This window comes from Polaribacter sp. SA4-10 (assembly GCF_002163835.1).
GTDB lineage: Bacteria > Bacteroidota > Bacteroidia > Flavobacteriales > Flavobacteriaceae > Polaribacter.
Genome location: NZ_CP019331.1, coordinates 3162503 through 3176469, shown reverse-complemented (window position 1 = coordinate 3176469; position 13967 = coordinate 3162503). Strand labels below are relative to the sequence as shown.

General features: G+C 29.9%; 13 protein-coding genes and 1 tRNA gene. 2 read left to right on the top strand and 12 right to left on the bottom strand.

Translation table 11 applies throughout. The annotated features are described in order from the left end of the window. Positions 1–4: 4 nt before the first annotated feature. Positions 5–595, top strand: a complete 591-nt coding sequence (locus tag BTO04_RS13905; RefSeq protein ID WP_087565072.1) for a SprT-like domain-containing protein — start codon at positions 5–7, stop codon at positions 593–595. Between the two features lie 31 nt (positions 596–626). Here BTO04_RS13905 and BTO04_RS13900 read toward each other — a convergent pair whose 3' ends face one another. The 4 genes from BTO04_RS13900 to BTO04_RS13885 all read right to left on the bottom strand — a co-directional run bounded on the left by BTO04_RS13900 (position 627) and on the right by BTO04_RS13885 (position 3908). Further along, the gene (locus BTO04_RS13900) at positions 627–2108 is read right to left on the bottom strand and encodes a DUF389 domain-containing protein (protein WP_087565071.1); all 1482 of its coding nucleotides are present in this window, start codon (positions 2106–2108) and stop codon (positions 627–629) included. Between the two features lie 158 nt (positions 2109–2266). After that, a tRNA-Lys gene (locus BTO04_RS13895) sits at positions 2267–2339 on the bottom strand. Between the two features lie 60 nt (positions 2340–2399). Next, complete coding sequence (locus BTO04_RS13890) at positions 2400–3167, bottom strand: ABC transporter ATP-binding protein (protein WP_087565070.1); 768 nt, start codon at positions 3165–3167, stop codon at positions 2400–2402. Continuing rightward, positions 3168–3908, bottom strand: a complete 741-nt coding sequence (locus BTO04_RS13885; protein WP_087565069.1) for an ABC transporter permease — start codon at positions 3906–3908, stop codon at positions 3168–3170. 110 nt (positions 3909–4018) lie between these two features. Here BTO04_RS13885 and pafA point away from each other — a divergent pair, with 110 nt between their 5' ends. Beyond that, on the top strand, positions 4019–5659 hold the full coding sequence (gene pafA, locus BTO04_RS13880; RefSeq protein WP_087565068.1) for an alkaline phosphatase PafA: 1641 nt from the start codon (positions 4019–4021) through the stop codon (positions 5657–5659). A 2-nt stretch (positions 5660–5661) separates the two neighbouring features. Here the strand turns inward: pafA and BTO04_RS13875 are convergent, their stop codons facing one another. From BTO04_RS13875 to BTO04_RS13840, 8 genes are all read right to left on the bottom strand, one after another. After that, entirely contained in the window at positions 5662–6336 is a 675-nt protein-coding gene (locus BTO04_RS13875) for a PrsW family intramembrane metalloprotease (protein ID WP_087565067.1), read from the bottom strand. Positions 6337–6387: 51 nt separating this feature from the next. Further along, entirely contained in the window at positions 6388–7323 is a 936-nt protein-coding gene (gene ctlX / locus BTO04_RS13870) for a citrulline utilization hydrolase CtlX (RefSeq protein ID WP_087565066.1), read from the bottom strand. 24 nt (positions 7324–7347) lie between these two features. Beyond that, the gene (locus BTO04_RS13865) at positions 7348–8262 is read right to left on the bottom strand and encodes a dimethylarginine dimethylaminohydrolase family protein (protein ID WP_087565065.1); all 915 of its coding nucleotides are present in this window, start codon (positions 8260–8262) and stop codon (positions 7348–7350) included. A gap of 73 nt (positions 8263–8335) precedes the next feature. Next, positions 8336–9622: a citrate synthase gene (locus BTO04_RS13860; protein WP_087565064.1), complete on the bottom strand. Its 1287-nt coding sequence runs from the start codon at positions 9620–9622 to the stop codon at positions 8336–8338. Positions 9623–9786: 164 nt separating this feature from the next. Beyond that, positions 9787–11073: a phosphopyruvate hydratase gene (gene eno / locus BTO04_RS13855; RefSeq protein ID WP_087565063.1), complete on the bottom strand. Its 1287-nt coding sequence runs from the start codon at positions 11071–11073 to the stop codon at positions 9787–9789. Between the two features lie 129 nt (positions 11074–11202). After that, positions 11203–12321: a glutamine-hydrolyzing carbamoyl-phosphate synthase small subunit gene (gene carA, locus BTO04_RS13850; RefSeq protein WP_087565062.1), complete on the bottom strand. Its 1119-nt coding sequence runs from the start codon at positions 12319–12321 to the stop codon at positions 11203–11205. A 97-nt stretch (positions 12322–12418) separates the two neighbouring features. Continuing rightward, complete coding sequence (rplQ, locus tag BTO04_RS13845) at positions 12419–12892, bottom strand: 50S ribosomal protein L17 (protein ID WP_087565061.1); 474 nt, start codon at positions 12890–12892, stop codon at positions 12419–12421. A 59-nt stretch (positions 12893–12951) separates the two neighbouring features. Next, positions 12952–13944 carry a DNA-directed RNA polymerase subunit alpha gene (locus BTO04_RS13840; protein WP_087565060.1) on the bottom strand — a complete coding sequence of 331 codons (993 nt, stop codon included), beginning with the start codon at positions 13942–13944 and terminating at the stop codon, positions 12952–12954. Positions 13945–13967: the final 23 nt, after the last annotated feature.

Genomic DNA, 13967 nt, shown 5'->3' with positions numbered 1-13967 from the left:
GAAATTGAATTCAGATTATCAAAACTTCATTCCACCAAAATCAATTCCTTTTGTACAATTTTTAATTGACAAACATTCGTTTGATTTAAAGATTGTAAATCAAAGACAAACAAAACATGGAGATTTTAGAAGTTTACCGAATGGACGATTTCAAATTACAGTAAACAACAACCTGAATCAATATCAATTTTTATTAACGTTAGTCCATGAAATTGCACATCATGTTACACATCAAAAATTTGGGCGAGTTGTGCCTCATGGGAAAGAATGGAAAACAGTTTTTCAACATTTAATGTTGCCTTTTTTAAGGCCTGAAATTTATCCATTAGAAATACTTCCTTTTTTAGCAAAATATTTAAAAAATCCAAAAGCAAGTACAGATGCTGATGTTAATTTATCATTAGTATTAAAAGGAAATATGGCAGAAACCGGAAAGAACTTTATATTTAATATTCCTTTTGGCAGTTTATTCATCTTTAAAAAAATAATTTACAAGAGAGGAAATAAACGCAGAACTAGATTTGAATGTCTAAACACATCCAATAAAAAAGTTTACCTATTTAATCAAAATGTAGAAGTAAAATTATTTCAATAAAAAAGGCTCCCAAATTTGGAAGCCTTTTTTGTTATTGATCTCTTTTTATAAAGAGGGTATCTAAATTCATTTCTTTTTGTAGCCAACCCCTTAACTCTCGTTCCTTTGGGCTAATAATACTATCTGGTAAAATAGGATTCCATTTAATAATTGCTTGAGGAATTGTATCTATTTTAATAAAATCTTTAGAAGATAAAACTTTAGAAAACCCTATTTCTTGAATATCATTATATCTAATTTTTGCATCTTTAGCAATACTACTAAAAGCAATTCCTTTTTTGTTTTTGTTTAAAGCATCTTGTTCAATTCTATTATTTAAATTAGAAATTGTTCCTTGTAAATCTTCTATTTGTTTTTGAAGACCAGCGATGATGTTTTTACTTTCTTGTAACTCTTGTCTTTTTTCTGTGTAAGCTGTGGTTATTAACTCAAAACTTTTAGTATCACTTCCTTTAATCTGTATTTTAACATCCTTTAAACGATTATACCTTGGGTCATTCATTAACCTACTTTCCAACATATTTTTCTCAGCAACGGTTACTTCATTAAAAAAATTAAGCTTTAAAACTTTAGTATCAGAATTATAATCCTTATCAATTAATTGAAAGTTTTCAATTGTAGATACTTCATTTTTTACATACTTTTTTAATTGAGCGTTTACTCTACTTTCATCTAAGGCACTAATAAATGTATAAACGGCGGGAATCATTACAGCAAAACCAACAACAGTTGCTATTGTAGCATATCGTTTTCTTTTAGCCGCATTTGCATATTTATGCATTGGAAAACTCAATAATTTTAAAACTAAAAATGTTGCTAAAGCAATAAAAATAGTATTAATTGTAAAAAGATACATTGCTCCTAAAGCGTAGGTAAAACCAATAGGATCTCCAGAAAAACCTTTCGCTAAACCATAACCTGCAGTACATAATGGAGGCATTAAAGCTGTAGCAATTGCAACTCCAAAAATCACGGATGCAACGGTTCCTTTTTTTGTTCTAGCAACCATTAAAGCTAAACCCCCAAAAAAAGCAATTAAAACATCTCTAATATCTGGTTTTGTTCTTCCTAATAACTCTGAAGTATCTTCACTTAAAGGGAAAAAATAAAAGAATACAAAAGACGCCAATAAACTTAATACAATCATTGTAGCAAGATTTATGGCAGATTTTTTAAAAACTTCTATGTCATTAATAGCAAAAGCACTACCAAGCCCTAAAATAGGCCCCATTAAAGGCGATATTAACATGGCTCCAATAACAACAGCAGTAGAGTTTGCATTTAAACCTATAGAAGCCACAAAAACAGCAAAAATAAGAATCCAAGCTGTGGCTCCTTTAAAAGGAATATCTGCTTTGATTGCATTAATAGTTGCTTCATGGTCCGTATCATCTCTAAAATCTAAAAGTTCTTTTAAATATTTTTTAATGCTAACAAATAATCCCTTGGCATCGTTTTGAACATTTTGCTTAGAATTTTCTACACTACTATTTTTATCAATATTTTCTTCCATAATAATAATTTAGACCCCGGGAAAGATACAAAAAAGTAGTTTATTTTTTAAAAAAGAAAAAAAGATTAAATGATCTAAAAAAATAGACCTAAGGGCAAAAAACTACTTATTAAAAACAAAAAACTCTGTAAATAAATACAGAGTTTTAAAAAAAAATGTGACCGGGCTGGGGCTCGAACCCAGGACCCTCTCCTTAAAAGGGAGATGCTCTACCAACTGAGCTACCAGGTCTTTTGTTCGTTTTAAGCGGCTGCAAATATACACCTTATTTTAAATGAAACAAATTTATTTTTACTTTGTTTCATTTAAATATGCTTCTCTTACTTTTTTAAATAAATTAGAAGAATACACAAAGTCTACAACTGCTTCATTATCAGTTTTAAAAATATCTTTACTACTCCCTTCCCATGCAATTGTACCATTTTTTAAAAAAACAATTTTTTCTCCAATTTCCATTACTGAATTCATATCATGGGTATTTATTACGGTTGTAATTTGATATTCATCTGTAATCTCTTGAATTAAATTATCAATTACAATTGCTGTCTGAGGATCTAAACCAGAATTTGGTTCATCACAAAATAAGTACTTTGGGTTCATAACAATCGCTCTTGCAATTGCTACTCTTTTTTGCATTCCTCCAGATAATTCTGCAGGTAATTTTTTATTTGAATTATCTAAATTAACTCTATGTAAAACAAAGTTTACCCGCTCTAACATTTCTTCTTGAGATTGATTGGTAAACATTTTTAAAGGAAACATTACATTTTCTTCCACAGTTTGAGAATCAAATAAAGCACTTCCTTGAAAAACCATTCCTATTTCTTGTCTCCATTGTCTTCTTTCTTTATTTGTAAAATCTGTACTTGGTTTTCCATTAAAAGAAATAGTTCCTTCTTCTGGAGTGTGAAGTCCAATTAAAGTTTTTAAAAACACCGTTTTTCCAGAACCACTTTGCCCAATAATTAGACTTGTTTTTCCTGGGAGAAAAGTAGCAGAAAGTCCTTTCAAGACTTTTACATCACCAAAACCTTTATGTAAATTTTTTACTTCTATCATTTATGTTAACAGCATTTGCGTTAAAATATAATTTGCTACTACAATTAAGACAGTTGTCCAAACTACAGCCTGAGTGCTTGCTTTACCAACGGCAATAGAACCTCCTTTTACAAAATACCCATGATAAGAAGGCACCGTAGCTATAAGAAAAGCAAATACTAATGTTTTTATAATTGCGTAATTAATTAGAAAAGGGTCAAAATCTTCTTGTAATCCCTCAATATAATCTGCTCCTGTAAACAACCCAGACAAAACACCTGTAAGCCAACCTCCAAAAATTCCTAAAACCATTGCTAAAGAAATTAAAAAAGGGTAAAAGAGAACCGTTGCTAAAATCTTTGGTAATACTAAGTGATTTAATGAGTTAATACCCATTACTTCTAAAGCATCTATTTGTTCTGTTACACGCATTGTACCAATACTAGAAGTTATATATGAACCAACTTTACCAGCTAAAATTATTGAGCAAAATGTGGGTGCAAATTCTAAAATGATAGAACGCTTTGCAGCAAAACCAATAAGTGATTTTGGAATAAAAGGGCTTTCTAAGTTTAATGCCGTCTGTAAAGCAATAACTCCTCCAATAAAAAAAGAGATAAACATTATAATACCAAGAGATTTTAAACCAAGCTCTTCAATTTCTTTAAAAAAAGCTTCGTAAAAAAGTCTGCTCTTTTGCGGTCTTCTAAAAACCTGACCTAGCATCATAAAATATTTCCCAGTATGTTCTAGGTAATTCATTTAATTAAATTTTATGCTAAAGTATTAAATTATCATTAATAGAGCGTAAAGTAATAGGCATCAAAATAAAAAATAATTACTTTTGGTAGATAATCTGATATTTATCAAAAATGAAAAAAATATTTTTCTTCTTATTAATCGCTATCATTAGTATTATTGGTTGTAAATCACAAAAAAAAGAAATTATAAAACCTAAATTGGTTGTTGGTATTGTAATAGATCAAATGAGATATGATTATTTAACACGTTATGCAGATAGATATGGAGAAGATGGTTTTAATCGATTATTAAAAAACGGATTTTCATTAAAAAATGCGCATTATAATTTCATCCCAACATATACTGCCGTTGGACATGCATCAATTTTTACAGGAACAACACCAAGCAATCATGGTATAATTTCTAATAATTGGTATGATAAATTTCTAAAAAAATCTATTTATTGTGTAGACGATTCAAACTACAAAACTGTAGGTAATTCAGGAAATTATGGTCAAAAATCTCCACATAGATTATATACAACAACTGTAGCAGATCAATTGAATTTGGCACAAAACCAAAGAGGAAAAACTATTGGGATTTCTATAAAAGATCGATCTGCAATTTTACCTATTGGTCATTCTGCAAATGCTGCATATTGGTATGATGGTGATGATTATAATACATGGATAACTAGTACTTTTTACATGAATGAACTCCCTAAATGGGTGAAAGATTTTAATGCTAATAATAAAGCTGATGAATACTTAAATGAACCTTGGAAGACTTTATATGATATAAAAACGTACACTAATAGTTTGGTTGATGATAGTATCTTTGAAGGCAAAATAACAGGTCAAGAAAAACCAATATTTCCAAAATATTTAAAAAATTTACGTTCAAAAAATGACAATTACTCATTAATAAAAGAAGTTCCAGCAGGAAACACATTTACTGCAGATTTTGCAAAAGCGGCTATTATTGGCGAGAATTTAGGGAAATCCAATTTTATAGATTTTCTTACAGTAAGTTTTTCATCAACAGATTATATTGGTCACAAATACGGTGTTGCTGCAATAGAAACTGAAGACACTTATTTACGATTGGATAAAGATTTAGCTAGCTTTTTTCAGTTTTTAGACACACAAGTAGGTAAAGATAATTACACCTTATTTTTAACTGCAGATCATGCAGCAGTTCATGTTCCTGCTTATTTACAATCCCTTAAAATACCTGCTCACTATATAAATACTAAAAAGTTAAATAATTTTATTTCAGGCATTACTAAAAAGTATTTTAATTCTGTTGAATTGATTGAAAATATTTCTAATTATCAGATATTTTTAGATAAGGAAAAAATTGAATCTTTAGGTTTAAACAAAAATGATGTTGCTGATAAATTAGCAGAAGAAGTTCTTAATTTTGAGACAATCTATAAAGCTGTTACTGCTAAAACACTACAGAACACTAATTTTACTTCTGGAGTTTTAAATTCCTTACAGAATGGTTATAATCAAAAGTTTTCTGGTGATGTTTTAATGATTCCTTATCCATCTACACTAGCTAGAGGAAGAAAAGGCACAAGTCATGGTTCTGGATACTCTTATGACACTCATGTTCCTTTAATTTTCTATGGAAATGGAATTAAACAAGGTTCATCTTCAAAAAAATATGAAATTACAGATATTGCGCCAACAATTTCAAATTTATTGCAAATTGAATTTCCAAACGGAACAACTGGAAAAGTAATTGATGAAGTATATAAAGATTAGATTTAAGGCTTAAATTTAGAATTATTCTGATGCATTTTTATGGCTCTATTTGATAAAACTAATCCAATAATTAGTGAAATAAATGCCCCAATAGAAATTCCAGGAATAAAGTTTATAAAAAAGAAGAAATCATAAGCGCCATGAAAAAATGTAGCTAATAACAGTCCAGATAAATTTAAGAGAATTCTATTCTTAGAAAATTTTGCTTTCCCCATAAAATACCCCATTAAAATTGCAAATGTTGCATGTGCAGGAACAGCTGTAAATGCTCTTGCTATTCCTGTTTCAAAACCAAATTGATACACATATAATACATTTTCTAAAGTTGCAAAACCCATAGAAATCATAACAGAATATACAATTCCATCAAAAGGCTCGTTAAATTCTTTATTTGTTTGAGCGTAATATCTAACGATTACATATTTAGAAAACTCTTCAACCAAAGCAACAACAATAAATGCTTTTAATAATTGTTGAAGTATACTTTTATCATCTATAACCGGCAACAAATGATTAGCAATTGTACCAAGTACAGCTGTGATTAAAACACTTATAGTTGCCCCTAATAAAAAACTTTTTGCTAAAATTGCAATTGGTTCTTTTTCAAATTTATCTTTAAAATAAATATAAAGTATAATAATTGTTACAGGTGCAACAGCTATAATTAATAAATTCATTCTGTGAAAATACAAATTTATAAGATGAGAATTTTATCTTAAAAATAACTGTTATTTTTTTGGAAGAAATACTTCTGCCATCATACAACGTGCACTTCCTCCTCCACAAGCTTCAATTGTATTTAAAGAACTAGAAATAATCTGACAATGGTTATTAATTTGTGAAATTTGACTTTGTGTTAAACAATCGTGTGCAGCTTGACTCATTACTAAATATTTAATAGCATCCTTTCCAAGAACTTGTAACATATTTCCTGCAAAATGGCTCACTTGCTCTTCTGTAATCGCAATAACTTGTTTACCATCCTCTTTTAGGTGTTTAAGCATGTTTTTACGCTCTTTTTTATCATCTATTGAATCTAGACATACAACTGCAAAAGTATCTGCTAAACACATCATTACGTTTGTATGATAAATTGCGACTCTTTTTTCTTCTACAGTCTGATTTGCAACAAAAGACACAGGAGTATACTCAAAATCTTCACAGAATTCTATAAATAATTCTTCATCAGCTCTTGGAGACAAAGCACAATAGGCTTTACTGTTTTCTCTATCCAACAACAAACTTCCTGTTCCTTCTAAAAAAACTTTCTCTTCTTCTGCAGAAGTATAATCAACAATATTTTCAATTACAAAACCTTGTTTCTCTAATTCTTCTAAAACATCTTCTCTTCTTTCTAATCTTCTGTTTTCTGCAAACATTGGGTATAAAGCAACCGTTCCATCTTGATGAAAAGAAATCCAATTATTTGGAAAAATAGAATCTGGTGTATCAAACTTTTCTGTATCTGAAACAACAATAACATTAACGCCAAAACTTTGTAATTTTTCTACAAAATTATCAAACTCTTCTTGGGCTTTTGCATTTACAGAAGCAGGCAATAAATTATCTAATACTTTTTGATAATAATTATTTACTGCAGTTTGTTCATTCATCCTAAAATTGATTGGACGAATCATTAAAATAGTATTTGTATTTTGTTTCATTACTAAAAAAATATAGGTAAAAATTTATTCTCTAATCAAAGGTAAAGTAGAACATCTTAACAATCCTTCTTGTTTCGCAATTTCTGAATAGGCTACTTCTTCAACTGTAAAACCCTTATCTCGTAACCAAGAATTAAGTCTTGTAAAGTTTTTTTCAGAAATAATTACTTCTTCAGAAATAGAAAAAATATTACTGTTCATATTGTACATTTCATCTTTGGTAATCTCAAAAATATTTTCTTTTCCGAAATAATTTACCAACCATTCATATTCACTTTCTACTAAAAATCCATTCTTATGAAGAATCGCTTTATCTTTTCCAATTGGCTGAAAACAACAATCTAAATGTAATGCATTTTCTTTAGGTTCTGTATTCGATTTTCTTAACTCAAAAGGTTTTACAGTTTTCTCAGGAAACAATTCTTGCAAAGCAGTAATTGCTGCAGTATTAGTACGCGCTGTAATATAATCTGAATAATCTTCCCCAGAATAAGTGCCAACAAAAATATAATCATTCCAAGGCATTACATCACCTCCTTCTACATGACATTCTTCTGGCAAAATTATTACATTTTCTGGTTTCATTTGAGAAATAACATGATTTATAGCTTCATATTCTTTATTTCTATCTGGTAAAATATTAGCTTCAATAAATTTATCGTCTATTACAAAAGCGATATCTCGAGAAAATATTTGATTATAATTTTCAATAACTTTTGGTCTATATACTTTAACATTATATTTTTCTAAAACTTTAGCAACAGCTTCCATTTCCAAAACCATATCTTCCTCTTTAGGATATGTTCCTGCTAAAACGTGCTGAACACTTTTAGGATCATAACAGTCTTCTACTTTAGGAATACCTCCATTACTTTTTGCAGTTCCTAAAATAACAGCCTTTAACCTAGAAGTTTCATTATTAATATTAAGCTCTAACATATTTTATAATTGATAAAAAAAAGCTTCATAAATTATGAAGCCTTTAAATTTTTGGTAAAAATACTACTATTTTTTATCTATTCTCTATTTCTACAAAAGGTCTTTCATTTTCACCAATATAAATTTGACGTGGTCTACCAATTGGTTCTTTACCCAATCTCATTTCTTTCCATTGCGCAATCCAACCTGGCAAACGTCCTAAAGCAAACATAACTGTAAACATTTCTACAGGAATACCCATAGCTCTATAAATAATTCCAGAGTAAAAATCTACATTAGGATATAATTTTCTTTCAACAAAATAAGGATCATTTAATGCTTCTTGCTCTAATCCTCTTGCAATATCTAAAATTGGATCATTTACACCTAAGTCATTTAAAACATCATCTGCAGCAGCTTTAATAATTTTAGCTCTTGGATCAAAGTTCTTATATACTCTATGACCAAATCCCATTAAACGGAAAGGATCATTTTTATCTTTAGCTTTCGCCATATACTTTTTAGTGTCTCCACCATCAGCTTTTATAGCTTCTAACATTTCTAAGACAGCTTGATTAGCTCCACCATGTAATGGTCCCCAAAGCGCAGAGATTCCTGCAGAAAGAGATGCAAATAGGCCTGCATGAGATGAACCTACAATTCTAACCGTAGATGTAGAACAGTTTTGTTCATGATCTCCATGTAAAATCAACAATTTATCTAAAGCATTTTTAATAATTGGGTTCACTACATAGTCTTCATTAGGTTGCTCAAACATCATTTTTAAAACGTTCTCTACATAGCCCAAAGATTTAGAACCATAATTTAATGGTAAACCTTGTTTTTTTCGCATAGTCCAAGCCACTAAAACCGGGAATTTCCCCATAATTTTAACAACAGAGTTATACATATCTTCAGTAGACTCTACGTTTACTGAAGTAGGGTTAAAAGCCGTTAATGCACTTGTTAACGAAGACAAAACACCCATAGGATGTGCTGTTTTAGGAAACGCATCAACAATCTTCTTAATATCATCATCTACAACAGATTTAGATTTAATATCTGTATGAAATTTATCTAATTGCTCTTTTGTTGGTAAATCTCCAAAAATTAATGCATAAGCAACTTCTAAAAAATCTGCTTTTTCAGCTAACTCTTCAATAGAATAACCTCTATATCTTAAAACTCCTTTTTCACCATCTAAAAATGTGACAGCACTTTCACAAGAACCTGTATTTTTAAATCCAGGATCAATAGTGATTACTCCATTTGTTACTGTTCTTAATGTTTTAATATTAATAGCAACTTCATTTTCTGTTCCTCTTACAAGTGGAAATTCGTATGATTTATCTCCAATTTGTAATTTAGCTGTATCTGACATTTGTTATGTATTATTTAGTGCTACGAAGGTACTATATTTCAAATAATCTTAAAAGGTAAACGTTATAGTTTTTTAATATCACAATATAAACTTCAGTTATATATTAAAACCATAAAAAAAGCCTCATAAAAATATGAGGCTTTCAATAAATTTAATTGAATTTATTATATTTTGAATGCTTTTTCTTTTGGAAAATATGCAGTTTCACCTAATTCTTCTTCAATACGCAATAATTGATTGTATTTTGCCATTCTATCTGAACGAGAAGCTGAACCTGTTTTAATTTGTCCACAATTTAAAGCTACTGCTAAATCTGCAATCGTATTATCTTCAGTTTCACCAGATCTGTGAGACATTACAGAAGTGTATCCTGCATTTTTTGCCATATTAACAGCAGAAATTGTTTCTGTTAATGTACCAATCTGATTCACTTTAATTAAAATTGAATTTGCAATTCCATTTTCAATTCCTCTAGATAAACGCTCTACATTTGTAACAAATAAATCATCACCAACTAATTGAACTTTATCTCCAATTTTTTCAGTTAAGTATTTCCAACCTTCCCAATCGTTTTCATCCATTCCATCTTCAATAGAAATAATTGGATAATTAGCTGCTAATTCTGCCAAATAATCTGCTTGCTCTTCTGAGGTACGAATTTTACCAGTTTCACCTTCAAACTTAGCATAGTTGTATTTACCATCTACATAAAATTCTGCAGCAGCACAATCTAAAGCAACCATTATTTCATCACCAAAAGAATACCCTGCATTTTTAACTGCCAAAGCAATTGTATCTAAAGCATCTTCTGTACCATCTAAAGTTGGTGCAAAACCTCCTTCATCCCCTACAGCTGTAGATAAATTTCTATCGTGTAATACTTTCTTTAAGTTATGGAAAATCTCAGAACCCATTTGCATTGCTTCAGAGAACGTATTTGCCTTAACCGGCATTACCATAAATTCTTGAAATGCAATTGGTGCATCTGAATGTGATCCTCCATTAATGATATTCATCATAGGTACAGGCAAAGTGTTTGCAGAAACACCACCTACATACCTATATAAAGGCATACCTAATTCATTTGCTGCTGCTTTTGCTGCTGCTAATGAAACCCCTAATATTGCATTTGCTCCTAATTTAGATTTATTTGGTGTACCATCCAAATCAATCATTAATTGATCAATAGTATTTTGTTCGAAAACAGATACTCCTAGTAATTCTTCTGCTATAATTTTATTTACATTATCTACAGCTTTTAAGACACCTTTACCCATGTAAGCTTTACCTCCATCACGTAATTCAACGGCTTCATGTTCTCCTGTAGAAGCTCCAGAAGGAACTGCTGCTCTACCTAATATTCCGTTTTCTGTAGTTACATCTACTTCAACTGTTGGATTTCCTCTTGAATCAAAAATTTGACGTGCGTGAACGCGAATAATAATGCTCATTTTTTATTTTTTTATAAGATTTAATTTTCTCTGTAATTTACTTTTTCAAATTTACTAAATATGGCTCTTTTTATACTGATATTTAGCACATACTTACGAAAACGTTTTCAGTAAAAAAAGGAAATACCTTTAGATATTTACATTTTTATTTTTTTTAATATTTTCTAGAAACTGGTCAAATAGATATTCTGAATCATGTGGTCCTGGACTCGCTTCAGGATGATATTGTACAGAAAAAACATTTTTATTTTTCATTTTAACACCTGCAACCGTATTATCATTTAAATGAACATGGGTTATTTCAACATTATCATGTGCTTCAGTTTCTTCTCTATTAATAGCAAAACCGTGATTTTGAGAAGTTATTTCACCTTTACCAGTTAGTAAGTTTTTAACTGGGTGATTTATACCTCTATGACCGTTATGCATTTTATAAGTAGAAATTCCATTTGCTAAAGCGATTACTTGATGTCCTAAACAAATTCCGAATAAGGGATAATCTCTTTTTATAATTTCTTTTGCTACAACTTGTGCTTCAATCAAAGGTGCTGGATCTCCAGGTCCGTTAGAGATAAAATATCCATCCGGATTAAATGCTTCTAATTCTTCAAAACTTGAATTATAAGGAAAAACTTTTACGTAGGCTCCCCTTTTTACAAGGTTCCTTAATATGTTCTTTTTGATACCAATATCTAAAGCAGATATTTTAATATCAGCATTTTCATCACCTACAAAATAAGGTTCTTTAGTAGATACTTTTGAAGCTAATTCTAAACCTTCCATACTTGGAACTTCAGCTAATTGCTTTTTTAATGAACTGATATTATCTATATCTGTAGAAATAATTGCATTCATTGCTCCGTTATCCCTAATATAAGAAACTAATGCTCTTGTATCAACATCGGAAATGGCTACTAAATTATGTTTTACAAACCAATCCTTTAAATTCCCATCAGAATCTACTCTAGAATGCGTAAAACTAAAGTTTCGACAAATTAAGCCTGAAATTTTAATCCCATCAGATTCTACTTCATTATCATTTACACCATAATTACCAATGTGAGCATTTGTAGCTACCATTAGTTGACCGAAATATGAAGGGTCTGTAAAAATCTCTTGATAACCTGTCATACCGGTATTAAAACAGATTTCTCCTGTAGAAGTCCCCTCTATTCCAACAGATTTACCGTAAAAAATAGTTCCATCTGCTAATAAAACTAAGGCTTTTTTTCGGGTTTGATACATCATAATTTTTTTGTTGTGTTTGTTAGTGTAAAAATATAAAAAAAGGGATAAACGTAAACGTTTATCCCTTTAATATAATTTATAAAAAAATCATTATTTTTTATTCTTCTGATTTTTCTTCAGTTACAGTACCTTCTACTTGAGCAGAATCAGATTTTTTGCTTCTTCCTCTACGCGTAGTTTTCTTAGCTTTTGTACCTTTAGGATTATAAATTTCGTTGTAATCAACTAATTCTACCATTGCCATTGGAGCATTATCTCCCTGACGGTTTCCTAATTTGATAATACGAATATAACCTCCTGGTCTATCAGCTACTTTTACAGAAATTTCTTTAAATAATTCTGTAACTGCAAATTTATCACGTAAATAAGCAAATACAATACGTCTGTTGTGCGTTGTATCAACTTTAGATTTTGTAATTAATGGTTCAATAAAAGTTCTAATTGCTTTTGCTTTTGCCACTGTAGTGTTAATACGCTTATGTTCTATTATAGAACAAGCCATATTAGCTAACATCGCTTTTCTGTGTGATGTAGTTCTTCCTAAATGATTAAATTTCTTTCCGTGTCTCATTACGTTTGTTTTGTTCTTTCATCTTGCTCAACCCATTTTGAGGAGCAAAATATGAAAGGTTAATCTCTATCTAATTTGTATTTTGTTAAATCCATTCCGAAGTTTAAACCTTTAACGATAACTAATTCTTCTAGTTCTGTTAATGATTTTTTACCAAAATTACGGAATTTCATTAAATCACTCTTGTTAAAAGAAACTAAATCTCCTAATGTATCTACTTCTGCAGCTTTTAAACAGTTTAAAGCTCTAACAGATAAATCCATGTCGATTAATCTAGTTTTTAATAATTGACGCATATGTAATGATTCTTCATCATATGTTTCAGTTTGTGCAATTTCATCTGCCTCTAAAGTGATACGCTCATCAGAGAATAACATAAAGTGGTGGATTAATATTTTTGCAGCTTCTGTTAATGCATCTTTAGGATTAATTGATCCATCAGTATCTATATCAAATACTAATTTTTCATAATCTGTTTTCTGTTCTACACGAAAATTTTCGATTGAATATTTTACATTCTTAATTGGTGTGTATATAGAATCTGTAAAAATTGTTCCTATAGGTGCTGAAGCTTTTTTATTTTCTTCCGCAGGAACAAATCCTCTACCTTTTTCTATCGTAATTTCTGCATTTAATTTTACAGACTTATCCATGTTACAGATTACTAAATCTGGATTCAATACTTGAAACCCAGAGATGAATTTCTGTAAATCTCCAGCGGTAAACTGCTCTTGACCAGATACTGAAATAGAAACAGTTTCTCTATCAGTTTCTTCAATTTGTTTCTTAAAACGAACTTGTTTTAAGTTTAAGATAATTTCTGTAACATCTTCTACAACTCCAGGAACTGTAGAAAATTCATGCTCTACACCATCAACTCTTAATGAAGTAATTGCAAATCCTTCTAAAGAAGATAAAAGTACTCTTCTTAAAGCATTACCAACAGTTAAACCAAATCCTGGCTCTAGTGGTCTGAACTCAAATCTACCTTTAAAATCAGTAGACTCTATCATTATTACTTTATCGGGTTTCTGAAAATTTAATATTGCCATTTTTCTTCGTTTTAATTGTTATT